Raw genomic sequence first — 24608 nt, forward strand, 5'->3', positions numbered from 1 at the left:
ATCTTTGAACTTGTCAAGGTCAAGCATCATCACGGCAACCTTCTCGTTAAAGCGTTCAGCGTGGGCCATTGCCATAACAAGACGGTCATTAAAGAGTGAACGGTTGGGCAGGCCAGTCAGGGCATCATGGAACGCCATGTGTCTGATTGCCTCTTCCGTCCTCTTTCGTTCAGTGATATCACGAACTATCCCCTGGTATTGAGTAATCTTCCCTTTTTCGTCCCTTTTACATGTGACAGTTAAAAGACAGTCCATAACCGTCCCGTCCCTTTTTTTCAGTCTAATTTCAAAATCCCTTATAAAATCATTCTCTTTAATCACCTGTTTGAACCTTTCCCGGTCCTCATCTGTCAAATAAGCGGTTTTTACATTGAGTTTCAGGGTTTCATCCCTTGTATATCCAAATAGTTCGACAAACGCCTGATTCATATCTATAAAACTGCCCTTCCCTGTAACAATATAGATTGCATCCCGTGAGCTCTCAAAAAGGGAACGAAACCGCTCTTCGCTTTCCTTGAGTTTCCTTTCAATCTTTTTTAATTCGGTCACATCAGTTACTACCGTGACTGCACTCCCATCTTCCAGGTGTGTCGTCTTGAACTCTATGCCCTTTACCTGTCCATCCTGACATGCAACCTGGCATTCTAAACTCCTTCTTCTTCTTCCTGATAGTGCACCCTTTTTCCACTCATCAGTGACAAACTTCCTGTATGTGGAATCAGGATAGGCCTTCTGAAACCACTGTTTTCCATCGGGCACATCCTCTTTGGTATAACCCGTAATATGCGTAAATTCAGGGTTGACGTAATCAAATCTTCCCTGGCTGTCAACAAGCATAACACCGTCAGGGGAGTTTTCAATGATAGAGAAGAAGGTCTCCCGTTCTTTCCTCAGTTGTTCCTCGGCCCTCTTTAACTCTGTCAAATCCTCAACAAATATAAGCGCTTTTCGTTTACCATCCTCCTCAATGGGGATGCCGGTATATTTCCGTACCGTTTTCTTATCGCTGAGATGCGAGGTGTATTCAAAAGGTTCTGTTGAGAAGGGAGTTCCGTCCAAGGTGGATTTGATCTTTGCTGCTATCCCGAGGTTCAGATAGGTGGGGAGATTCAGGACATTAATGGTGTGAAACTGTTTATACTGTTCTATGCCGACACCTGATATCTTGCTCATCGGGAGGTTAGCATACTCAGCAAAGCCCTCCTCGTTGACGATATAAACCCCAAACGGCGCATTTTCAACGATGGAACGGGTTGTCTGGTATGCATTTTGAGTCGCAACTGCAGCCTCCTTGCGGCTCGTTATATCAACTATTGTGCCTTCGTAATGGCTTAATATCCCTGATTTATCAAAAATAGCCCGGGCGCTGATAGAAATCCAGATTTTAACGCCACCCTTACGATATACCTCGGCCTCAAAAGCCCGTACAAAACCATTTTCTTCAAGAAGCCTCCTGTATCTCATTCGTTCAGAAGGAATTACATAGTGTTGCCCGGCAATATCGGTGAAGGTTTTTACCATCTGGTCAGGTGAATCAAATCCCATCATCCCGGCAAGGGCGGGATTGACGCTGATAAACTGCCCGGCAGGTGTGGTCTGAAATATGCCTTCCACAGCATTTTCGAAGATACCCCTGTATTTTTCCTCACTCTCCAAAATGCGTGCTTCTGCATTTTTCCGCCCGGTGACATCACGGATGGATTCCAGGGCGCCGGTTATCTTGCCCTGAGAATCAAGGAGTTTTGAAGCTGATGCCCATAGATATGCACCCCTGCCGGCATACATGCCTGGAATAAAAATCTCCACAAAGTAAGTATTCCCGATCTTGTGCACAAAATCGTACTTTTTCTCAATCTCAACATCTGTTTCAAATAATAAATCAATAAGTATGGGGCGGCGCTCACCATAAAAAGGGACTGCATAGGCATAATTGCCTTTGCCAATCATCTCTTCCTTGGGTATTCCTGTCATCTCCTCAATTGCCCTGTTCCATGCAACCACCCTTCTGTCACGGTCAATCACGAGTGTTGCGTCAGGGAGAAAATCAATGATATCGAAAAGCTGTTTATGTGCTGAGCGTAATTCTTCATTAGCGTTTTTTCGCCCGGTGATGTCCTGAGAGGTGGTTTCATAGTAAAGCATGGTGCCTGACGAATCACGGATAACACGTGCATTCATGGAGACCCATATTTTATTGCCATCTTTGGTGTAATGCTCAACTTCTAAACCTTCAACAAATCCATTACTTTCTATCAGTTCTTTAAGCCGTTTCCGGTCTTCAGGGTGAACATATATCTGATGAGCCATGTCTGCGACTGATTGTATCATTTCTTCCTGCGATTTATAACCGTATAGCCTGGCTCCGGCAGGATTGGCACTTAAGTAACGACCATCAGGAGTGGTTCGGAAAATTCCCATGACAGCATTTTGAAAGATACCAAGGTATTTTTCTCTGCTCTCCCGCAGTGCCTCCTCCACCTGCTTGCGCTCGGTGATGTCGCGAACAGTAGACTGAAGGTAATATTTACCCATACTGCTGAAGGCGTTCAGACTGACCTCTGCATCAAATAGAGTCCCATCGTAACGACTGTGCGTCCATTCAACGAACTGCATCTGACCTCTGAGCGCCGCATCGATCTTCTCCTGTGCTTTATCCATGGATTTGCTTCCATCAGGCTGAACCTCCGGGGAGAACCGGTAAGGAGGCTGCCCGAGGATCTGTTCCCTGGTACAGCCAAACATCTCCAGGGTCTTTGTGTTGCAGTCAATAAAGATATCCTGATCCATCAAGAAAATAGCATCGTAGGCAGACTCGAAAAGGGTCCGGAATTTAAATTCGCTTTCCGAGAGCGCCTCCTCCGCCCGTTTAAAGTCAGTGATGTCGTAATCAGAACCACAGTAGCCGAGAAGCCTGCCGGTATCATCCAGGACAGGTGAGACGTTGGTTGAGACCCATACCTCCCTGCCATCCTTTGTTGCGATCGCATTACGAAGTTCACGGAACAGCTCTTTGCGCTCAAACACCTCGAAGGCTGCTCGTCTGAAAGCGTTCCGCCCTTCTTCCGGACAGAGATCGTAGAAGTGCATCTTTCCTGTAAGCTCTTCAGGGCTATATCCTGTAATCCGTTTACAGTTTGGGCTGACATAGGTATAAAGCCCATCTGCATCCACTTCCCATATCATCTCTCTGGATTGTTCAGCTATCCGGCTAAACCATTCTTTTTGCTCTCGGTCATCTTTCATAACAATAACCCCGTATTACTTGATAGCCACTATTTATTTCTCCCCGCTGTGACCGGCCGGCCCACTTTACCCCTGGCCAGCCTTAATTGAAAGCGTTTCCCCAGATTATCTACGGGCATGGATAAAAAACTCCTTGTTGCCGGCCGGCCCGGCCAGTTTTGACTCACAGACGCCGGCAACCTCAAGATCATTTTCCTGACAGAAACCGGTAATTTCTTCGATGACCCGGCGATGCAGGGCAGGATCATTCACCACCCCGCGCCGGCCCACCTCATTTTTGCCCACCTCGAACTGCGGTTTGATCAAAGCCAGTACCGAGGCATCGGCCGCGATAAGTTTCAGCACGGCAGGGATTACGAGCGTAAGAGAAATGAAGGAGGCGTCAATCGTGGCCAAACCGATGTTTTCCGCGATGCCTTCACCCGTAAAATAACGGATATTGGCCCTCTCGATGGGCACTACCCGGGGGTCATCTCTTAGTTTCCAGGCCAGTTGGCCGTAGCTGACATCCAGGGCGTAAACCTTGGCTGCCCCTTCCTGCAACAGACAATCAGTAAATCCGCCCGTGGAAGCACCTACATCGAGAACGACCAGATCGCGGACGGCGATGCGAAAGTTATCCAGAGCGCCCTTCAGCTTCACGCCTCCTCGGCTTACATAGGTAAGATCAGCTCCCTTGATCCGGATTGCTGCTTCCGGAGACACAAGAGCGCCAGCCTTATCCACCACGCTTTCTTTTACGAGCACGCTGCCGGCCATAATCAGCGCCTGCGCCCTCTCCAGGCTCGGCGCCATTCCTTTTTGCACCAGCAGGTTGTCTAACCTTACCTTGCTATTCATCGCGCATCATTTGCCGAATGGCAGCGCAGATCCCTTCTTCATCAATGCCGCACATGCTGCGCAATTCCCGCTGGGTGGCATGCTCGACAAAGGCATCCCGGATTCCCAATCGCCTGACCTGTACGTTGCGAATACCGCGGCTTTCGAAAAGTTCCAGCACGGCGCTGCCGAATCCCCCCATTAAAACATTTTCTTCCACCGTGAGGACGCGCGACACGGAAAGGGCGGTGTCGCAGAGCAACTGCTCATCCAGGGGTTTTACAAAGCGGGCATTGACGACTGTAATGCTGATGCCTTCTTTGAGGAGCGCCGCCGCTGCCTGCAAGGCCGGATAGACGCAGGCCCCGATCGCAAAAATAGCCAGATCGGAACCCGTGGCCAGAACCTCTCCCCCCCCCAGCCTCAATACCCGGGGCGCCTCGTCCATGGCTACACCAATGCCATGACCGCGCGGATAGCGAATGGAGGCCGGGTAGCCGCACTGCAAGGCGGTTATGAGCATGTGCTGGAGTTCATTTTCGTCCTTGGGCGCCATGACAACGATATTGGGAATGGAGCGTAAAAATGCATAATCAAAGATCCCGTGATGCGTGGCGCCATCTTCACCCACCAGGCCGCCCCGGTCCAGGGCAAACACTACCGGCAGCTTTTGCAGGCAGACATCATGGATGATCTGGTCGTAAGACCTTTGCAGAAAAGTGGAATAGATGGCCACGACGGGAAGCAAGGATTGGGTCGCCAGGCCGGCAGCGAAGGTCACCGCATGTTGTTCCGCGATCCCCACGTCAAAGAACCGCGCGGGGAATTTTTTCGCGAATTTATCCAGACCCGTACCTTCGCACATGGCGGCCGTAATGGCGACAATCCGCTCATCATCCGTGGCCAGCTTGACGAGGGTCTCGCCAAAAACCCTGGTATAGGAAGGTGGCACAGGGATAGTCCGGTCGGCAAGGTCCTCCCCCGTCTCGATATGGAAAGGCGCGATGCCGTGAAAGCGCAACGGATCGTTTTCGGAAAAATGATAGCCTTTCCCCTTCTTCGTGATCACGTGCACGAGGACAGGACCCCGCAAATGTTTAACGTTATCGAGGTTTTTGATCAGGTGATCCAGACGGTGTCCTTCCAGGGGACCCACATAGGTAAATCCCAACTCCTCAAAAAGTAGCCCCGGGACCACGAAGGCCTTCAAGGATTCCTCTATTTGCCGGGTAAACCTGAACATGGGCTCCCCGATGGTAGGAATGGATTTAAGAAAATTTTTAAACTCCGACTTCAACCTGGTGACCGTATGGCCGGTCATAATGCGATTCAGATAAGAAGACAGGGCGCCGACATTAGGGGAAATGGAAAGTTCATTGTCATTAAGGACGATGATCAAGTCTTTCTTGCGATCCCCGACCCAGTTCAAGCCTTCAAAGGCCATCCCCGCCGACATGGAGCCATCGCCAATGATGACCACCGTCTTAAAGTCACTGCCTTGCAGATGGCCGGCCTCCGCAATGCCGGCCGCCGCCGAGATGGAAGTGCCGCTATGTCCCACGTTGAAGACATCATAGACACTCTCTTCCCGCTTGGGAAAGCCGCTCAGGCCGTCTTTTTGCCGGAGAGTGTCGAACTTTTCCCTTCTGCCGGTCAATATCTTGTGGGCATAGGTCTGATGGCCGACATCCCAGATCAGCTTATCCTGCGGCGTATTAAATACATAGTGCAGGGCCATGGTCAGTTCCACCGCGCCGAGCGACGAAGCCAGATGACCGCCCCGGCGGGAAACAGTTTCAATAATCATGCTCCTGATCTCGGTGGCCAGGGCATTCAACTCCGGCAGACTCAAGTGTTTTATATCGTTGGGATAATTTACGTTCGGCAATAATTTTCTCTCGCTTGCCGTCTCTTTTAACAGGGGCGCCTTTTTCATTTTATGTTTTTCTCTCTATGATGTGCCTGACCAGCATGCGCAGCGGCTCGGTACGCCCGTCAAAGCCGGACAGTGACTGTAAAGCCTGCTCTGCCAGAGCGAGGGCTTTTTCCCGTGACCTGTCCAGTCCGAAAACGGCAGGGAAGGTTACCTTGCCGCGGGAAGCATCACTGCCGGTGCTCTTGCCGGTCGCGGATCTGTCGCCTTCCACATTAAGAATATCGTCGGCGATTTGAAATATCAGGCCGATATTGTAACCGTAGCGGGAAAGGGCAGCCAGCGCCTCCGGCCCGGCGCCCGCCAGTAATGCGCCCGCCCTGATTGAGGCCACGATCATCGCCCCCGTTTTATGGGTATGAATGTAATACAGGGTCTCCTCGTCCACCGCCATTCCCTCGGATCTTACGTCAACTACCTGCCCCCCGATCATGCCGAAACAACCCGCGGCTGTCGCGATTTCATGTATGACCGCCAGAATTCTTTCCGGAGGAATCCCGGCCATAAGTTCCCTTTTGGACAGGAGGCAAAAGGCCTCCGTCAGGAGGGCGTCTCCGGCCAGAATGGCAATATCCTCGCCGAACACCTTGTGGCTCGTCGGTATGCCCCGGCGGCGATCATCATCGTCCATCGCGGGCAGATCATCATGGATCAGGGAGTAGGTATGAATCATCTCCAGCGCGCAGGCCACGGGCAAAACCGAGCCCTGGAGACTTTCCGCTCCGAGGGCTTCCAGCGTGGCCAGGCACAGGACCGGCCGGATGCGTTTGCCACCCGCCATCAGACTGTACCGCATGGCTTCAAAAATTACGGGCGGGTAATTCGCCGGACCGGGCAGGTATTGTTCCAGGGCAGCGTCAATAATCTGCTTTTTTGTCTTGAGATAATCCTCCAGGCAAAAAGCGACCTCAGTCTTCACTTGCCTCTCCCGCAAAAGGTTTTATGACCGCCTTGTCATCTTCCCGGAGCAGAATCTCCACCCGCCGCTCCGCTTCGTCCAACCTTTCCGTACAAAGGCGGGATAGTCGGATGCCCTCCTCAAAGGCCTTCAGAGACTCTTCCAGGGCCAGATCCCCGCCTTCCATTTTTCTCAAGAGTTCTTCCAATTTTCTTAACGTATCTTCAAATTTTTCCCTGGCCATTCATCCTCACTCCCGTAGATTGCTGTAACCTGCGCCTCAAAACCACCCTTTGCCAGCGTGACGTCCACATTGGCGCCGGCCGTCAGCAGTTGCGTATCCTTTAAAACTATACCTTGCGGTGATAGTCTGGCAATACTGTACCCTCTGCTTAAAACTGCCAGGGGGCTTAATGTATCCAAGCCGATCAAGCCAGCTTCCAGACGTTTCTTACTTTCCGCCAAAATTGCAGCAGCCGCGGCGACAATATCTTTCCGCAAACTGACCAGGATGCCCCGCACCTTTCCGATCTGCCCCAGCGGACTTATATGTCGCAGACGCAACGAGGCCCGATCCATCTGCTGCCGGTGCCGCGCCTGAATCTGATCAATAACCGCCTGCATACGGTTCAGGCCGGCGCCGACCGTCAAGCACAGATCTGCTATCATTTTTCCGGGCGCAGGCAACCGCCCGGCAAGATAAAGCGCCTTTTCGCGGCGGCGTTCCAGCAGGCGTAACTGGTGATTTATTATCCTCGCCCGCGAGGCGGCCACAGTTGCCGCCAGGTCAATCTGCACCGGCACAACCAACTCCGCGGCGGCAGAGGGAGTAGGCGCCCGCAGATCGGCGACAAAATCAGCTATGGTAAAATCCGTTTCGTGGCCGACAGCGGAGACAATGGGGATACGGGCCTGGAAAATAGCCCGGGCCACTCCTTCGTCGTTGAAAGGGGCCAAGTCTTCCAGTGAACCGCCGCCACGCGCTAAAATGATCACCTCCACATCGCCATAGGCCTGCAAATCGGCAATGGCCCGGATAATCTCACCGGCCGCCTCGCTTCCCTGCACCCGGACGGGGGCGATTAAGATATCCACCGCGGGGAAGCGCCGCCGCGTAACATTCAGAATATCCCTGATGACGGCGCCCGTGGGCGAGGTAATCACTCCGATCCGTCGGGGCAGCAGGGGCGGCGTTTGTTTGTGAGCGGCATCAAACAATCCCTCGACCTGCAGGCGCGCCTTCAACTGTTCGAAAGCCTTCTGGAGGGCGCCTGTCCCCAAAGGTTCCAGATTATCAATCAGGAGCTGATAATCGCCCCGAGGCTGATAAACGGTCAGCCGGGCGCGGCAGATAATCCTCATCCCGTTTTCCAGATCAAACAACATCCCGGCCCGTGCAAACGGCCTGTTCCCAATGGCGGCGCGAAAGATGACGGCCCGGATCTGGCTGTTCTCGTCTTTCAGGGTAAAGTACACATGTCCCGAAGCAGGCCGATGCAGATTGGAAACCTCGCCTTCCACCCAGAAAAGATCAAAGCTTTCTTCCAGAAGCCGTTTGATCAGGCCATTTAATTCTGTGACGGAAAAAACTTTTTTCATAAAGGCTTAATTCTGCCTTTCACCTGAAATGCATATCAAATCCCCCCTTACTCTCCCTTTTCTAAAGGGGGACTCTATTGTTCCCCCTCTTTGGCAAAGAGGGGTTAGGGGAGATTTCCATTATCCTTTGTGACGCCGTACCGTCTTGAGTGTTTCATTGAATTACGGACCATAAAAAAATAGCCTTTGATTTATAGCAAGGGCCATATTAATTATCAAGGTTAAATGATCCAGCTATGGAAAATCTGGTCAGCTACATCATCCGGGCGTCCTTTTACCAAGAAAGAATGCGGGGATATTCCGGTGACATAATGCCATTATCATTGAATTTTATTTCTTTCTTCCCGCTTATTTAAGCTGCCTTTATTGAGGGTTGGCAATACTGCAAATACAAAGTTGCAATTTTGGCTATGAAGGTATATTTACCGGGCACCATTTGACTCATGAGATTGTATGGATATTTTTTTAATATGCTCACTCATCCAATTATAATATTCTAATCCTGACGAGGTGAAAACATGGATACTGGCACTATAGTAACTGGCTTCAATGGGCCCTTCATTTTTGCGTTCCTGAGCATTATCCTTATTAACTTGATCCTGTCGGGCGATAATGCGGTTGTCATCGCCATGGCGGTCCGTTCTCTTCCCGCTAAACAGCGGAGGCTCGGCATCGCGTTCGGCACCGCGGCGGCGGTAGTTCTAAGGATAGGTCTTACGTTTATTGCAGCAAAGTTGCTCACAGTACAGGGGCTTAAGCTCGGTGGCGGCATCCTCATCGCCTATGTCGCCGTCAAACTCTTCGTGGAGGGTGCACCTGACGAGAAGCTTTCAGAAGGAGCCGGCACGCTCAAACAGGCAATCATAACAATCATCATTGCTGACCTTGTCATGAGCCTCGATAACATTCTTGGTGTAGCGGGCGCCTGTAAGGGCAACCTGCCCCTTCTTATCTTCGGATTGGGGTTGAGCATTCCCTTTGTGGTTTTTACGAGTGGCCTTCTCACCACGCTTATGGACAAGTACTCCGCTATAGTCTATATCGGCGCAATGATACTGGGAAGAGTAGCGGGTGATATGATAATGACTGATCCTTACACCGAAAGGGTTCTTCATCCGGGTAAGTTTGCTGAATATGCCGTGCAGATTATTTTTGCGGTTGGTGTTATTATTGTGGGCAAACTCTGGATGAAGTGGAAGATAAAAAGAGAAGAACAACATTCTACCGAATGATATATAATTGTAATAAGGCTTTTTTAGTTGTGGGCGATCATATCTAATCAAGGAGGTCATATGCCAATTCTAACCATATCAAGGCAACATGGAAGTACCGGTAAAGAGATAGGGATGGAGATAGCCAAGGACATGGGTTACGAATACATAGCCCACGAGAGGATGATCCAGGATCTGCAAGAGGGCGGAAACGATTGGCAACAGCTGATCATGGAATTCGAGGAACACGATCCGACTATATGGGAAAGGCACGACTGGGGCTTCAAGGCCTTCATTGCCATTGTACACAGCCTTATTCTGAAATATGCGCTCAAGGACAACGTGGTCATAATTGGGAGAGGCGCCAATTTTCTCCTGGAGAACGTGCCGTATGCCCTTAGAGTCCGTTTTGAGGCCCCTCTGGACAAACGGATCAAATATATTATGGATAGAGAGGACATTGATGAGCGAACAGCAAAGTGGTTCATCCAAAAGATGGATAAGGAAAGCTGCGGATACGTGAAGGCCGTTTTTAGAAAGAGTTGGGATGACCCAAGATCATACGACCTCGTCATTAATACGGCAGCTCAATCTAAAGACTTAATTATAAAGGCGATAAAGGATGCCATAGCCGGGAAGAATCGGTACAACACAGAAGAAAACCGCAAAATCATGAAGCTATGGTCAGTTGCAGCAGATATACGGGCTGGCATCCTGACAAATGCAAAGATTCACTCCCCTACCCTGCAGGTCGAGCCTGTAGGAGAAGCCATAGTGCTGCGGGGTTTGACACACAGTCCGAAGGAACATAACGCAATCGAGGCGGAAGCCAAGAGGCTGGCCGGGAACATCCCTATAAAATGTTTGCTCTATTACCGCTGATTTAACGTTCCCCGATGGGGATTCTTCGAGCATTCCCTTGCTGCCTTATGGCAGGCACCGGCATAATGTCCGGTCTCGACAAAAGTTTCCATCAGGACCGAAATATTAGCTTGACATAGCTTGCGCAATAATGGTTATAACGCGGCCATGTAAATTATATGGAAGGAGCTTATTATGAGTTACAATGAAATTTGGGATTTGTTGGTCGGTACTTTTCAGACTACGGGTCTCCCCATGCTATTTGCGGCTATGGGGTGGAAGTATGTCATAATGTGGGTCATCGGTTGCTTTTTTCTGTATATGGCCATAGCCAAGAATTTTGAGCCGCTTCTCTTGCTGCCGATCGGTTTCGGTATCTTCCTGGTAAATTTTCCGAATACCCCCTTGATGGGGTTCAATGAACAAGGCGTCCCCCATCTGCTGCAATTCTTTTATAAGTACGGAATCTTGTGGGAGGTGATCCCCTGCCTGATCTTCCTCGGTCTCGGGGCCATGACGGATTTTGAGCCGCTGATCGCCAACCCGAAGATGCTCCTGATCGGCGCCGGTGCGCAACTCGGCGTCTTTGTTACCTTTACCGGAACGATTCTGCTTGGGTTCACCATTAAGGAGGCGGCCTCGGTGGGCATTATCGGCGGCGCCGACGGCCCGACGACCATCTACCTTACCGCAAAACTTGCCCCGCACCTTCTCAGCGCGAACACGCTGGCCGCTTACTCTTACATGTCCATGGTGCCGCTCATCCAACCACCGATTATGCGAATGATGACCAGCAGCAAGGAGCGGCTCATCAAGATGAAGGTATTGAGAAAGGTTTCCCCGACGGAAATAGTTCTTTTCCCCATCGTCTGTTCGGCCATCATCGCCCTGCTGGTGCCGGCCGTCATGCCGCTCATGGGCATGCTCATGTTCGGGAACCTGATGCGGGTAAGCGGCGTCGTGAAGCGCCTGGTTGATACCGCGGCCGGCCCCATGATGGACATGGTAACCATTTTTCTCGGCATCAGCGTCGGCGCTGCCATGCAGGCGGAGGTCTTTCTGACGTATAAACCCTTGGTGGTTTTCGGCCTCGGTTTACTCGATTTTGTCGTCTGCACGGCGGGCGGCATTTTGACCGTGAAGATTATCAACATCTTCGTCAAGGAAAAGATCAATCCGCTGATCGGCAATTCAGGTGTTTCTGCCCTCCCGATGGCGCCGCGGGTTTCCCAGTTGATCGGGCGGCAGTATGACAAACACAATTTCCTGCTCGGGCACGCAATGGCAGCTTGCCTGGCCGGTTCCCTCGGCTCGCCTGCTGCAGCAGGCATGCTTCTGTCCATGTTCCAGTAAACGAAGGAGGACCACATGAAGACAATAAAGTTCATATATGCGATATTCTTTAGTTTGATGGTTGTTGTTACCTTCTCAGCGGTTTTACTTGCCGCAGACGCTCCTCTGCAGGATAAGCAGTGGGAAGCGCCGGTGATGCCGGGGGGCACTCTCGTGAAGACCGAGGACACGGCGGTTTTAATATCTTATAACCTGACCTATGAGCAAGTGTTGGCGTGGTACAAGAAATCCCTGGAGAATTACAAGGATGAGAAGTACCGGGATTGGAAGGAACAGATGTACATAGAGGATCAGGGCGGTGCCAAGTGGCACTCGATCGGCATCTACAAGGATGGCGGAGCCAGTACTACCGTGAAAATCGTAACAGACAACTGGACGTGGATTTTCAGCACACTCTTTATCCGATTTGCCGGAGTTTTTGTTATCCTTATAATTCTGTGGATATTACTCAGTATCTCGAATGCTATTATGAAGAAGGCCTTCGCCAAGGAAGCGGTTAAACCTAAGGCCTGACGAGATGCATCACCTCTCATCCTCCGACAGGCTCAGGATGAGAGGGAACATACTTTATAAATTACCGCAATTAAAGAACTCCGTTCATGGTGAGCTTGTCGAGCCATAAATGGAGTTCTTTTTAATTTCGAAGCAGCCGTCATACCTTACTAAAAACCTTCATTCGAGTGTTCCGGTCCGCAGCAAGTGCTCCTGCTTTGCAGCTTTCTTTCGCCTCGATGAATCAATTCTTATGATTCCCATATAAACCAGGATTACTGTGACGACCAGGAAGAGCCTTAAAGGTATTTTATTAGGTATCAGTTTAGAAAAATTTGGCTTTCTCCAATTTATTTTACCAATTATTTTAGGTGGTTGATTTGCCGTATCGCTCTTTGTATCTTGCTTGATTTGAATACCTGCCTGGTAGAAGTTTTCAATAATGCCTTTATCCTTGGCGTATCCGGAAAGATACGGAAAGGTTGCAAGAGGGATGCAGATGCCGAGAATGATGAGTATAATACCTGTCTTTGTTTCTCTATCCATGTCTTTTATAACCCCACGTTAATATATTCTTTTTCAGTTATAATACCCTGTACCGCCAGATCGTATTTCTCCACCGGGGCTGTCGTAATGATCTGGCAGTCAAACGCCAGCCCGATCGTGGGAACATCCATGCCGGCCAGAAATCTATCGTAATAGCCGCCGCCGTACCCGACGCGGTATCCCCGCCTGTCAAATGCCACGGCCGGAACTGCCACAAGATCAATGACCTCCCTGGCGACAAGAGGGCGCAAGCCCCTTTTAGGTTCGCGAATGCCGAAATATCCCGTTTCCAGATCGGCAAAGTTGGCGATGGAAAAAATATCCATCCCCCGTGTCTCCGGTTTACACAAGGGGACCAAAACCCTTTTTTTCTGTTTCCACAACCACTCGATAATGTAATCCGTATTGATTTCACTGCCGAAACTTAAAAAAATCATGACAGACGCACAATCCGAGAGCGGCGACAAATTAGTAAAATTACTGCATATTATCCGGCTCATCGCTTCCCGCTCTGTCCGTGGCAAGGCATTTCTCACGGTCAGGATATCTTTTCTGATCTTTTTTTTATCCTCGTCCAGCATTCTGAGCCATGCCCCCTTGTTTTCCTTCTATAGGTATAGGAAAGAGCTCCGCGTATGTCAAGAAAAATGGACGCAGGATACCCGGTGATAAATTCTCGAAAAGATAGTCCATCAGGTGACATTATCATTGACATGTCACTACGCCTCTCATTATACTCGGCAACCCCGATAAACGGGAAAAGCGCGTTAACGGAGTTGCTTACTGCCGGTAAACAATTTCTAACTCACTAAGCACGCGGTGGAAAGGTTGGCTCATGGAATGGATTACCTGGTTAATTGATGTATTTCTACACCTTGATCGGTACTTGGACATGATCATTAAATATTTTGGCCTCTGGACGTATCTTATTGTTTTCTTAGTCATTTTTTGCGAAACTGGCCTTGTTGTGACGCCAATTCTTCCGGGCGACTCCTTCCTTTTTGCCCTCGGTACGATTGCCGCCCTGGGCAGCCTGGAAATCAGACTGCTCATGATAGTCCTGATCGTGGCGGCAATTGCCGGAGATTCGGTCAACTATACCCTGGGTAAATTTTTTGGTCCCCGCGTCTTTCATCAACCGGGCGGACGATTTTTCAAACGGGAATACCTCGATAAAACTCATAAATTCTATGAAAAGCACGGCGGCAAGACCATTTTTCTGGCCCGCTTCATCCCGATTATCCGCACCTTTGCCCCTTTTGTGGCCGGCATTGGGAGCATGCAATACCGTCGTTTCCTGTTTTACAATATTTCCGGCGGAGTCGCCTGGACTGTTTTTTTTGCCCTCGGCGGCTACTACTTTGGCAATATCCCCCTGGTAAAACGTAATTTCACGATAGTGATCATGGCGATAATAATTATTTCCATCCTTCCGGGGATCATTGAATTCTTTCGTCAGCGCAGGGCATCCGCAGTATCATAGCCCCCTGCACCAAGGAAGGACAGTTATTTTCTTATTTTTTAATTGAATAGAAAGGCAAACCGGGTATGAAAAAAGTTCTGTTCTGCGTATTAATCGCCGGGTGGTTAATCAGTTCCGGCGCTCCCGCCCGAGCTGAGAATAACAATATCGTGAAGATCGGCGGCGATGTCACGATTACGGAGGGCGTCAAGGTAAAAAATGCCGTCGCCGTGGGCGGACAAATCACGGTCCGGGGTACGATTACCGGTCACGTCATGTCCATCGGCGGTTCTGTCGTGTTGACCAAAACCGCCCTGGTGGAGGGTAACGCCATTTCCGTAGGCGGGGTCGTTATCATGGGAAAGGGCGCCCGGGTTTACGGCAGCATAAAGGAGATCAACGCCTCCGATCTCTCCCAGTCACTGGCCTCCGTGTTGAACGAGGATTGGGAAGGCTGGTCCTGGGTTTTTGCCATCCTTTCCTTGCTCGTTTTTATCGGTATTCTCCTCGTCGCCCTCCTCATCGTTACCCTGCTCCCCAGGCCTGTGCGCAGCGTGGCTGAGGCGATCAAATACTCCCTCTTCAAGGCCTTCCTGTGGGGCCTCGTGGTGCTAGTGTCGGTGGTGCCGCTGGCCATATTGTTGACCATTTCCGTCCTCGGGATCGTCCTCATTCCGCTGGAAATGGCTATCGTCGTCGGTTCGGCCCTGATCGGGTTCATTGCCGCCGCCCAGTTGGCCGGAGAAAAGTTTTTTGCCCTTCTGAAAAAGCGGGATCAGAGCGTAATCACCGATATTTTCTGGGGATTAGTCATATTTTGGGCCATCGGTTGGATACCCCAATTCGGCTGGACGATCAAGGTCATTGCCGTGGTAATCGGTTTGGGAGGCGTCCTGATCTCCTGTCTGGGCGCCAGACAAAAATGGAAGAAAACGCACAGCAGCGGGGGAGAAGCAGATGGAGGCGGAACGCTCAGCGCTTGAAAATCGCGCTCGCCCTTTTGCTCCACCAGAAACGCCAGAGCAAACCGTTAGCGGTGCAGATGTGTAGCCCCCCTTCCCGAAGCGGGGGCCAGCGTAAAATGACTCATTGCTTTACCACCTCAATCGCTTTGGCAAGAGCTGATTCCAGCATGCCCATATCTGGTTTCTTAATCAGACCATGCTCCATCATCAGGTCTATCCCCTGGCGGGCTTCCAGGATATCGTGCCGGGTTTGGTTGTAAACGGCATCCCTGGTGAGCTGAAGGCGTGCGACTCCGTTCTTGATAGCTTCCATGGCCACATCGGCGGCCACGTGGGCGAAGACATCGGTTTCATCCATGGTGGGCATGATGTAATCCGGGCTCAAACCTTTATTTTCGGCAAAACGCGCCACCGAATAGGAAGCTGCGATAGCCATTTCGTCGGTCACCTTGCGGGCGCGAACCAGAAGCGAGCCCTTCAGAATACCCGGAAACCCGATAGAGTTATTTACCTGGTTGGGGAAGTCACCCCGGCCGGTCGCCACCACGTATGCCCCGGCCTCCTTGGCGGCATAGGGGTAAATTTCGGGTATCGGATTGGCGCAGGCAAAAACAATGGATTTGTCAGCCATACTGCTGATCCAGGCGGGTTTTATCACATCAGGGCCCGACTGGCTGAGGGAAATAAGAACATCTGCCCCCCGGGAAGCCTCTTCAATAGCGTTTATTTTTTGCGGATTTGTGGCCTCACACAATTCCCATTTGCGGTAAAAACGGGCGTCGGCCTTGATATCCTCCCGTCCCGTATGTAAACCGCCGGTAGAATCGAACAGAATTATTCTACCGGGATCGCCACCGGCTTTGATGATCAGGCGGGCAATGGTGGCATTCGCTGCACCGGCCCCAAAGAAAACGATCCGTACCTTATCCAGGTCCTTGTGCACAATTTTCAAGGCATTGATAAGACCGGCCAAGGTTACGGAACCGGTCCCCTGAGCATCATCGTGCCAAACGGGTATTTGGCACTCTTCCCGTAAAACATCCAGTACTTTGTAACAGTTAGGCTGCGATATGTCCTCGAGGTTCACGGCGCCGAAACTGGGCTGAAGCATCTTGACAAAATCTATGATCTTGTCAGGATCGTGCTCGCCTTGTTTATTATAGCTGTCAATACAAAGGGCAACGGCATCTATACCTCCCAGATATTTCATCAAAAAGGCCTTCCCTTCCATTACCCCCAAACCACCGGACGGCGTACAATCCCCATCACCCAGAACACGGGTGGAATCGGAAACCACCGCCACCAGATTGCCTCGATTCGTTAAGTCAAACGAGGAGTCGCTGTGAGCGCGAATGTTGGTCGAAATCTCAGAAACTCCGGGGGTGTACCATACATTAAACCAGTTGAAACCATATACCCCGGCCTTAGGCATGGTTTGTATCTTGCCGCCGTAAAATTTGTGAGCCAGTAACGATAATTCTTTAAGAAAGACGGTTTGCGCCCGGGCAATCTGTTCCTGCGTAAAATTTTCCGGGAATAGCTCGTTGATGTTCTTGAGTGAAAAATCAATTTTCGACATAGTGCCTCCTAATAGATCATCTTTTAAGGTTCTGTTTGATTCTCTTGTTGATCTCCTGACTCGTCAATGCCCGTTACGTCCCGCCAGATTGTGGTGAGGATGGCGAAGAAAAGCGGCCCCAGAATCAGACCGATAAGGCCCATAGCAACCACTCCGCTCACCACTCCGAGGATGATAGCCAAAGCAGAAATATTGCTTTTCCCTCCGATGACCAGCGGACGAATCAAGTTATCGGAGAGACTAACAACAATAGCGCACCACAACAATAACGCCACCGCCTTGGCATAGGAAACGTTAATGGCAACAATGACGACGAGCGGCACCCAGATAATGGCCGTGCCCACGGTTGGCAAAACTGCCGCCACAGCCGTGAGGATGGCGCACAGAACCGGCGCCGGGACGTCGGCGAAAAAATAGCCGATTCCGGCGAGTGCCCCCTGCAAAAGGCAAGTCAGCAGGGTGCCGACAATGACCGATGTTGTTGTCTCTCGAATATTTTGCAGATAATGGATGATTTTTTTCTGGTGAGTGGCAAAGAGCTTGAGACCGGCAAACAAAATCTTTTCACCGTCACGGTAAATGAAAAAGAGGATAAACATCGACAGTACCAGCACAAAAAAAAGTTCTGCCATGTTTTTGGCTGTGCTGGTTGCCACATCGAGAAGAAATTGTGAGGCGTTGGCCGCATATTGTGCCGGATAACTGGTAAGGTCAATGCCAAGCTTTGTTCCCAAGGCGATGAGCTTGCCGCCCAGAGGAAGATGGCTGAGAAAGCTCGACACAGACTGAGTAAAAACCAGTACGAGCCGCTCGCTCTCGCTGTACCATTCGGTAGCGTTTTGAGCAATCATTACGAACGGGGCGGCTACCGGCAGCATGATACAGAGTGTTATGACAAGAACCATGATGCCGGCCGAACAATTGGGGTGACGGGGTAACTGGCGGGCCAGTTTCTCGTAATGGGGAATGGTCGCAATGCCGATGATGAGCGACCAGGCCAGCGACTTGCCAAAGGGCGCCACAAAAAAGGCGAGCAGCCAAAGGGCGGCGACCGTTGCCAGGGCAGCCATTATGCTCAGGTATATTTTCCTGTCCATGGATTTTGTCTCATAATCATAAAATAGTAGCGCACGCAACGGCGCTATCCCGGCTTTCGGTCCTTAGCCAGGAATAAGATAACCTCAGCATGATGGCTACCCCTATCCATACGGCCCCGGCAAGCAGCAGCAGAGCGCTTTTCGGCACACCCCGCTTCCAGGCTATTTTGGGATTATTGGCAGGCATCTCTTTACAGCAATGTTTTCCGACTTACTAAAAACGACGCCCGCCGCCACCGCCACGTCGTCCACCGCCTCTGCTACCCTCAACACGGGGACGAGCTTCATTGACGTCAAGGGCCTGGCCATTCATATCTTTGCCGTGCAGTTGACTCATCGCTGATTTGGCTTCCTCGGCGGAAGGCATCTCCACGAACCCGAATCCTTTCGACTGGCTGGTATACTTGTCTTTGATGATATTGACTGCATCAACCTTGCCGAAGGCCGCAAAGGCCGTGCGCAATTCATCTTCCGTGACACTCTGTGCCAACTTGCCTACATAGATATTCATTTGGGGCTCCTTTGGTAGCAAATTAAATGGTTATCGTTACTTAACATCACTTCTCTTAAATTTATTTACTGCAGCGACTCTAATTAGATATGCCGGCTCTGTCAAGCTTAATCGTGAAAATACTAAGTACGTTCAATCATGCTGATTGAAAATTTTCTCCTTTCCCTGCACGGGGTTTTTTATTGCCTGACAAGAAAAAAGGGATTGACCGTCAATCGGAAAATCCCTTTTAATTTCTTATGGCTGGGGGAGAGGGGCTCGAACCCCCATTCACGGAGTCAGAGTCCGTTGTCCTACCATTGAACGATCCCCCAGCAGTAATGGTCTGTTGCCGGCATCTATAACAAAAACTAATTTTATTATCAATAGTAAAAAACTCGCGGAATTTTACTTGACAAAAAGCTTAAATATTAAGAGAAAAACAGTATGAAAAAGAGAACTGTGGGGTTATTCTTTGGGGGCATAAGTAATGAGGCTGACATATCAATAATTTCGGCCAAGAATATAATTAAATATTTTGATTATAAAAAATATAATTTAGTTCTGGTTTATTGGCACAAAAATAATCAATTTTATATTTTGAAAAACGCAGAAGAAATAAATAGTATTTCTGAAAAAAATAATATTAATGTTGGAGATTTTTCAAGACTATTTGATGTCGCTCTGCCGATTACTCATGGTAAATATGGAGAAGATGGCGCATTACAAGGACTTTTAGAAATCCAGAAAGTGCCATATTGTGGCTGCCGGGTTTTGAGTTCGAGTTTATGTATGGATAAAGCTGTCTTCAAAACATTTTTGGCGGGATATAAGATCAATCAGGTAAATTTTGATTTTATAGATCTGCGGGACAAAACACAAAGCGATGTTGAAAAGTGGATAGCAAAAATAAAAAATAATTTTGAATTGCCAGTTTATATCAAGCCTTCAAATTCTGGTTCTTCAGTCGGTATTAATAAAGTTACTGATTTTAAAAATCTGAAAAAAGCCGTAAGGGATGCGGCTCGGCATGATGATAAAATATTGGTCGAGCAAGGGCTTGTAAACCCCAGGGAAATTGAGGTGGCAGTGTTAGGTAATGAAGAATTAACAATATCTGATCCAGGGGAACTTGTTTTGGATGGAGCTTTCTATGATTTTGATGAAAAATATGAAAAAAACAGGACACAGGTAGCAATTCCAGCCAAGCTTGATTCTAAAACTAAACAAGAAATTAAAAATCTGGCAGAGAAAGTTTATCATCTTTGTGACTGCAAAGGCTTTGCCAGAGTAGATTTTTTTATAAATAATAACAGAGTATATTTGAATGAAATAAACACACTGCCCGGTTTTACGGATATTTCTATGTTTCCGCTGCTAATGAAAAGTGCGGGTATCTATTATAAAAACCTGATAAATATAATTATCAAATTAGCGAATTAAGATTTGTTCCACAGACCCGCTATTTCTAACGGGTTTTGCACGGTATGAAACTGTGTTGGATTGTTAAATGGTGGCGGTGCAGGGAATCGGACCCCGGACACTACGGATATGAGCCGTATGCTCTAACCATCTGAGCTACACCGCCTTCCGAGCGTCCTTTATTATAGTTGGGGCTCCTTGTCAACCCCCGATTGACGCTTTTGGAAAGCAAAGCTAAGGCCGCAAAATTAAAGGATATTATTTCTGCCTGATAGTCGCCGCTGCAATTTGCCAATGAAGAAGACGGTTCGGCGAATTTTTGGATGGATACAAGGATTAATGAGCAAAATTAAAGGGAAACAATATCCATCCGTTACGCAGGCAACGAACGCCGAGCACATCGGCATGGTGAAGGAAATATTCGGCGCCATCACCGAGAGGTATGACTTTCTGAATCATTTCCTCAGCTTAAGACGTGACTTCTTTTGGCGGCGCTTTGCCGTTCAGCACATGCGTTTTTTCCAGACACAGCGGTTGCTGGATGTGGCCTGCGGCACCGGCGATCTGGCCATGGATGCCGCCATGCGCTACCCTCATATCGAGGCCGTGGGGCTGGATTTTGTGCGGGAAATGATCGTCAAGGCCCAGCCCAAGCTGGGCAAGGCCGGCCTTAACCGCCGCATCCGGCTGGTCCTGGGCGACGCCACCTGGATGCCTTTTGCCGATGACAGCTTTGACGTCGTTTCGACCGGCTTTGGCATCCGCAATATTCCCGATCGGCTCCGGGCGCTGCAGGAAATGATCCGGGTGGCGGCGCCAGGAGGGCAGGTGCTGGTCCTGGAGATGACCGTGCCCCGCAACAAAGTCTTCAGGATTTTGCACATTTTTTATCTGGAGCAAATACTACCCCGTCTGGCGAAGGCATTTACCGCCAACGCCAATGCCTATATTTATCTGGCCGATTCCATAAAAAATTTCCCGCCGCCCGATCAATTTGCCGCCCTGATGGCCGAGGCAGGCCTGATCGAGGTCAAAAAATACCCCTTGACCTTCGGCATTACCTATCTGTTTTCAGGCGTTAAACCCTCTGTTTGAGTTCGGCGGCATATTCGGCAATACTCTGGCAATGATCGGAAATTTGTTCCAGATAGATCATAATTTCCACAAATATCGGCCCCGCCTCGGCGTTGCACACCTTTTCGCAAAACCTCACCAGATGTGATTCTCGGGCTGATTTTACTCGGGCGTCAATCTCTTCTTCCAGCCGGAAAAGCAAGGCGCTCTCTGCTTCATCCGGCTTGGCCAGCAAGTGCCCGGCATGCGCCAGGTTGTCCGCCACCAGATGGGCGATCTCCTGCAACTGGATTTGGGCGACAGGAGAAAAATCTACGTTTTTCTCAGCCTTGTCCTTCATCAGCCCGACGACGACAACTATCTGGTCGCTGATCCGGGTGATGTCATCCACTAAGCCTGTGAAAGCAAATAACTTGGCCGAGAGCGCCGGTGTGAGGTGATAGGTTGACACCTGACGCAGGTACTGCACTATTTCCTTGCGTAAATGGCTGACCGCCCAGGCGATATAAAGCACCTTCCGGCCCTTGCCCTCCCGGTATTCATCAATCATATTGATCAGTTCGGCGTACATACTTTGAGTCAGCATCATTTCTCGCGCCAGCTCTTTATGAACGCAGTCCAGGGCCTCACCGGCGTTGGCTAAACATTTTTCGTCGAGATATTCGGGCCAGAGCGGCAGCACCTGGTCTTCACCCGGCAGATACTTTTCGACCATGCGGGCGAAGGGGCGCAAAAAAAAGATGAAAGTAAGGGCGATCAAGAGGTTGAATAAAAAATGCCCCAGAGCGATCTGTTGCGCCGGCTGGCTCGCCAGGAATTGTATCAGCCCGATGAAATAAGGCAGCGCTAAAAAACATATTATGGCCCCGGCTAACTTAAAAAGAAAGTGCGCCAGGGCGCTTTTTCTGGCGCTGAGGCTTCCGGAAACGGCGCCGGCCATCAACGCGGTGACAGTGGTGCCGATATTAGCCCCGATCACCACCGGCAGGGCATTGGGCAAGGTGACAAGGCCCTGTTGGGCCAGAATTACCAGGATACTGATCGGGATGGCCGAGGCATGGATAAGACCCGTAAAGAGCAGCCCGATGCCCAATCCCAGGAGGGGATTGTTCGTTTCCTGCAAAAACCGGATCAGGGCCGGATTGTCGCGTAAAGGCGCCGTGGCCTGAGCAGCCAGATGCAAACCAAAAAAAAGGAGTCCAAAGCAAAAAACCACCTCCCCGCCGGAAGCCCATTTAGTTTTTCCCGCTAACCAGAGCGTACCGCCGACAATGATAAAAAGCGGGGATAAATCGGTGACTTTCCAGACCACTAACTGTACGGTCAGGGTAGTGCCGATATCGGCGCCCAGGATCATCCCGAGGGAGTGGTAAAAACTGATCAAGCCCGCGCTGACCATGCCGATAATCAAAACGGTAGTGGCGGAACTGCTCTGCAGGGCGATAGTGGAAGCCACACCCGTAAGCAAACCATAGACCGGCTTCCGGACGGCGTATTTTATATAAGCGCGTATCCGGGCGGTAAAAAGCAGTTGCATCTTGGCGCTCAGCTTCATCATCCCGAAAAGGAACAAGACGATGCCGGTAGCGAGCAGCACTATCCCCTGCAGCACTATCCCCCCATCAAATTTGTTTTATTCCACTTTTTTAAAGGCCTTGCCCTTGGTGCCGCAGACGGGGCAGGTCTCCGGCGCCTCTTTTTCGGACGTGTAGCCGCAAAGAGGGCAGACGTAGTAAGCGTAGCTCTCCCCTGCTTTCCCCAGGTTGTCCAGCAGCGTCTGGTAAAGCGCGGCGTGAATCTTCTCCACTTCGTTGGCCCAATGGAAGGTTTGCCCGGCCTCCTTGTTGCTCTCCGCCTTGGCCGCAGCAATCATGTCGGGATACATGTGCTTGAATTCATGCGTCTCCCCGTTGACGGCGGCCTGCAAGTTTTCCTTCGTGCTTGAAATCCCCTTCAGCGCCTTCAAATGATTGAGGGCATGCACCGTTTCTGCCTCCGCCGCGGCACGAAAAAGTCTGGCTGCCTGCGGAAATCCCTCCTTGTCCGCCTTGGCGGCAAAGGCCAGATACTTCCTGTTAGCCTGTGACTCACCGGCAAAAGCCTCTCTTAAATTCTCCTCTGATTTTGACATGGCTGGTTTCTCCTTTCTGTTGATGAAAAATTTTCTTGTTTGCATCGCCTTTTTCATGATGGCACTAACTGGCGAAGATCATGACTGTTTTTCCCCAGACCTTGATCAACGTGGCCGTCACCAGAAAAGATGATCCTGCTTCCATACCGGAACTCATCCGGAGGCATTAAGGATGTGGACAATAAATTAGGCGCCGAGGGCCGGGTACTCGTCCGCTATTCGGGAACGCAAAATTTATGTCGCTTCATGGTCGAGGGGCCCAATGCCGATTTGACGGAGCGTCACTGCCGTCAGATCGCGGCTGTGGTGCAGGAAAAGCTTACCTGACGTCGTGGCGCTCGTCACGCTGGACCGGGCCATGGGAATAATGTATGACCCCATTCGTTAGCTCGGCAATATATAGCCGTCATCTTGAAATAGTTTCAGGCATGCATCCGCAACATCTCTATCATAGAGGATGCCCTTATCCTTGGCAATTTCACTCAGCGCCACGTCAATCCCAAGGGCAGGACGGTAGGGCCGGTGCGAAGCGATCGCCTCCACCACATCGGCCACTGCAATAATCCGGGATTCCAAGAGAATGTCATCTCCCCTGAGCCCACGCGGATATCCGGAACCATTCATCTTCTCGTGATGCTCCAGCACCATCCGTGCAACCGGCCAGGGGAAATCGATGTCTTTCAAAATGTCATATCCGGACTGGGAGTGAACTTTGATCAGGCTGAATTCAATCTTAGATAAAGTTGTGGGTTTGCTGAGGATCTCTGCGGGAACGGATATCTTGCCGATATCATGAATAGTGCCTGCCGTCCGGATGCCGTCAATCTGATCACTTCTGAGGCCAATCTTCGCCGCAATAGAGCGGGCAAGATCGGCTACTCTGCGTTGGTGACCGGCCGTATAGGGATCTCTGATTTCAGCAGTTACGGCCAGGGCCTGAACAGTTGCCCCCAAAGCCTTTCGCAAACTTTGAAAACTATCATCTCGATCTTTCTCTGCCTGTTGGCGCTTATATGAAATAGCGCGTTCCCGAAGAATGCGCTTCAATCTGATAATCAGCTCTGTGGGCCGCACGGGTTTTTCGATGAAGTCATTGGCGCCGTTCTCTATCGCCTGTTCATAGGTGAAATCTTCATAGTAGCCTGTAACGACTATAACTCCGGAATCATATTTTTCCTTGATAATCCTTGTCAACTCAAGCCCGCTCATATCGGGCATTTTAATGTCCGTTATAATCACATCGAAAACTTTCTCCTCCAAAGCCCGCAAGGCCTCTCCGGCGCTATTACAATAGATACAATCGAATCCGGTGCATTTGCTTATGAAATTCATAAGCATTTCCCCGAGCGACCTGTCGTCATCTACGATCAAAACATGAGCAGGATATAATTCGCTTTCATTTATGCTGAGTTTGTTCATGTTTCAGATTTCTC

24 protein-coding genes, 2 tRNA genes and 1 pseudogene are annotated in these 24608 nt (G+C 50.1%); 9 read left to right on the forward strand and 18 right to left on the reverse strand.

Features of this window, described 5'->3' with window-relative positions:
- From NT140_02855 to xseA, 7 genes and pseudogenes are all read right to left on the reverse strand, one after another.
- On the reverse strand, nt 1-549 hold a 549-nt coding region (locus tag NT140_02855), incomplete at its 3' end, for a GGDEF domain-containing protein (protein ID MCX5830824.1).
- Nucleotides 529-3243, reverse strand: a pseudogene (locus NT140_02860) (PAS domain S-box protein). The pseudogene NT140_02860 and the gene NT140_02855, both read right to left, overlap by 21 nt.
- Before the next feature lie 105 nt (nt 3244-3348).
- On the reverse strand, nt 3349-4083 hold the full coding sequence (locus NT140_02865; protein ID MCX5830825.1) for a TlyA family RNA methyltransferase: 735 nt from the start codon (nt 4081-4083) through the stop codon (nt 3349-3351).
- On the reverse strand, nt 4076-5998 hold the full coding sequence (gene dxs / locus NT140_02870; protein ID MCX5830826.1) for a 1-deoxy-D-xylulose-5-phosphate synthase: 1923 nt from the start codon (nt 5996-5998) through the stop codon (nt 4076-4078). Before dxs ends, NT140_02865 begins: the two co-directional genes overlap by 8 nt.
- Before the next feature lies 1 nt (nt 5999).
- Nucleotides 6000-6914: a polyprenyl synthetase family protein gene (locus tag NT140_02875; GenBank protein ID MCX5830827.1), complete on the reverse strand. Its 915-nt coding sequence runs from the start codon at nt 6912-6914 to the stop codon at nt 6000-6002.
- Entirely contained in the window at nt 6904-7137 is a 234-nt protein-coding gene (locus NT140_02880) for an exodeoxyribonuclease VII small subunit (GenBank protein ID MCX5830828.1), read from the reverse strand. The genes NT140_02875 and NT140_02880 overlap by 11 nt, the downstream gene beginning before the upstream one ends.
- On the reverse strand, nt 7107-8492 hold the full coding sequence (gene xseA / locus NT140_02885) for an exodeoxyribonuclease VII large subunit (GenBank protein MCX5830829.1): 1386 nt from the start codon (nt 8490-8492) through the stop codon (nt 7107-7109). Before xseA ends, NT140_02880 begins: the two co-directional genes overlap by 31 nt.
- A 518-nt stretch (nt 8493-9010) precedes the next feature.
- Between xseA and NT140_02890 the strand changes: the two genes are divergently transcribed.
- The 4 genes from NT140_02890 to NT140_02905 all read left to right on the forward strand — a co-directional run bounded on the left by NT140_02890 (nt 9011) and on the right by NT140_02905 (nt 12430).
- The gene (locus NT140_02890) at nt 9011-9724 is read left to right on the forward strand and encodes a TerC family protein (GenBank protein MCX5830830.1); all 714 of its coding nucleotides are present in this window, start codon (nt 9011-9013) and stop codon (nt 9722-9724) included.
- Nucleotides 9725-9784: 60 nt separating this feature from the next.
- Nucleotides 9785-10585 carry a cytidylate kinase-like family protein gene (locus NT140_02895; GenBank protein MCX5830831.1) on the forward strand — a complete coding sequence of 267 codons (801 nt, stop codon included), beginning with the start codon at nt 9785-9787 and terminating at the stop codon, nt 10583-10585.
- A gap of 174 nt (nt 10586-10759) precedes the next feature.
- The gene (locus NT140_02900) at nt 10760-11917 is read left to right on the forward strand and encodes a sodium ion-translocating decarboxylase subunit beta (GenBank protein ID MCX5830832.1); all 1158 of its coding nucleotides are present in this window, start codon (nt 10760-10762) and stop codon (nt 11915-11917) included.
- A 15-nt stretch (nt 11918-11932) separates the two neighbouring features.
- Nucleotides 11933-12430 carry a hypothetical protein gene (locus NT140_02905; protein ID MCX5830833.1) on the forward strand — a complete coding sequence of 166 codons (498 nt, stop codon included), beginning with the start codon at nt 11933-11935 and terminating at the stop codon, nt 12428-12430.
- Between the two features lie 159 nt (nt 12431-12589).
- Here NT140_02905 and NT140_02910 read toward each other — a convergent pair whose 3' ends face one another.
- Together NT140_02910 and NT140_02915 are read right to left on the reverse strand one after the other, a co-directional pair.
- A complete protein-coding gene (locus NT140_02910) occupies nt 12590-12955 on the reverse strand; it encodes a hypothetical protein (protein MCX5830834.1) in 366 nt (121 codons plus the stop codon).
- Nucleotides 12956-12960: 5 nt separating this feature from the next.
- Nucleotides 12961-13536 (reverse strand): 5-formyltetrahydrofolate cyclo-ligase, encoded by a 576-nt coding sequence (locus tag NT140_02915; GenBank protein MCX5830835.1) that lies wholly within the window; start codon nt 13534-13536, stop codon nt 12961-12963.
- A gap of 254 nt (nt 13537-13790) precedes the next feature.
- Here NT140_02915 and NT140_02920 point away from each other — a divergent pair, with 254 nt between their 5' ends.
- Together NT140_02920 and NT140_02925 are read left to right on the forward strand one after the other, a co-directional pair.
- Nucleotides 13791-14438 (forward strand): DedA family protein, encoded by a 648-nt coding sequence (locus NT140_02920; GenBank protein MCX5830836.1) that lies wholly within the window; start codon nt 13791-13793, stop codon nt 14436-14438.
- A 65-nt stretch (nt 14439-14503) separates the two neighbouring features.
- Nucleotides 14504-15400: a hypothetical protein gene (locus NT140_02925; protein ID MCX5830837.1), complete on the forward strand. Its 897-nt coding sequence runs from the start codon at nt 14504-14506 to the stop codon at nt 15398-15400.
- A 103-nt stretch (nt 15401-15503) separates the two neighbouring features.
- On the opposite strand, the gene NT140_02930 is transcribed toward NT140_02925, so the two are convergent.
- The 5 genes from NT140_02930 to NT140_02950 all read right to left on the reverse strand — a co-directional run bounded on the left by NT140_02930 (nt 15504) and on the right by NT140_02950 (nt 18883).
- The gene (locus NT140_02930) at nt 15504-16961 is read right to left on the reverse strand and encodes an NADP-dependent malic enzyme (protein ID MCX5830838.1); all 1458 of its coding nucleotides are present in this window, start codon (nt 16959-16961) and stop codon (nt 15504-15506) included.
- 23 nt (nt 16962-16984) lie between these two features.
- Nucleotides 16985-18058, reverse strand: a complete 1074-nt coding sequence (locus tag NT140_02935; protein MCX5830839.1) for an AI-2E family transporter — start codon at nt 18056-18058, stop codon at nt 16985-16987.
- A 16-nt stretch (nt 18059-18074) separates the two neighbouring features.
- Entirely contained in the window at nt 18075-18206 is a 132-nt protein-coding gene (locus tag NT140_02940) for a hypothetical protein (GenBank protein ID MCX5830840.1), read from the reverse strand.
- 66 nt (nt 18207-18272) lie between these two features.
- Nucleotides 18273-18569, reverse strand: a complete 297-nt coding sequence (locus NT140_02945) for an RNA-binding protein (protein ID MCX5830841.1) — start codon at nt 18567-18569, stop codon at nt 18273-18275.
- A 240-nt stretch (nt 18570-18809) separates the two neighbouring features.
- A tRNA-Gln gene (locus NT140_02950) sits at nt 18810-18883 on the reverse strand.
- 112 nt (nt 18884-18995) lie between these two features.
- On the opposite strand from NT140_02950, the gene NT140_02955 reads away from it, so the two are divergent.
- Nucleotides 18996-19991, forward strand: a complete 996-nt coding sequence (locus NT140_02955) for a D-alanine--D-alanine ligase (GenBank protein ID MCX5830842.1) — start codon at nt 18996-18998, stop codon at nt 19989-19991.
- Nucleotides 19992-20059: 68 nt separating this feature from the next.
- Here NT140_02955 and NT140_02960 read toward each other — a convergent pair.
- Nucleotides 20060-20136, reverse strand: a tRNA-Met gene (locus tag NT140_02960).
- Between the two features lie 173 nt (nt 20137-20309).
- Between NT140_02960 and NT140_02965 the strand changes: the two genes are divergently transcribed.
- Nucleotides 20310-21065, forward strand: a complete 756-nt coding sequence (locus NT140_02965) for a ubiquinone/menaquinone biosynthesis methyltransferase (protein ID MCX5830843.1) — start codon at nt 20310-20312, stop codon at nt 21063-21065.
- Here NT140_02965 and NT140_02970 read toward each other — a convergent pair.
- A complete protein-coding gene (locus NT140_02970) occupies nt 21049-22656 on the reverse strand; it encodes a Na/Pi cotransporter family protein (protein MCX5830844.1) in 1608 nt (535 codons plus the stop codon). The genes NT140_02965 and NT140_02970 overlap by 17 nt on opposite strands.
- 21 nt (nt 22657-22677) lie before the next feature.
- Nucleotides 22678-23175: a rubrerythrin family protein gene (locus tag NT140_02975; GenBank protein ID MCX5830845.1), complete on the reverse strand. Its 498-nt coding sequence runs from the start codon at nt 23173-23175 to the stop codon at nt 22678-22680.
- A gap of 174 nt (nt 23176-23349) precedes the next feature.
- Here NT140_02975 and NT140_02980 point away from each other — a divergent pair, with 174 nt between their 5' ends.
- Entirely contained in the window at nt 23350-23502 is a 153-nt protein-coding gene (locus tag NT140_02980; protein MCX5830846.1) for a hypothetical protein, read from the forward strand.
- Nucleotides 23503-23559: 57 nt separating this feature from the next.
- Here NT140_02980 and NT140_02985 read toward each other — a convergent pair whose 3' ends face one another.
- Entirely contained in the window at nt 23560-24594 is a 1035-nt protein-coding gene (locus NT140_02985; protein MCX5830847.1) for a response regulator, read from the reverse strand.
- Between the last annotated feature and the right edge of the window lie 14 nt (nt 24595-24608).

Source organism: Deltaproteobacteria bacterium, assembly GCA_026388415.1.
Taxonomy (GTDB): Bacteria; Desulfobacterota; Syntrophia; order Syntrophales; family JACQWR01; genus JAPLJV01.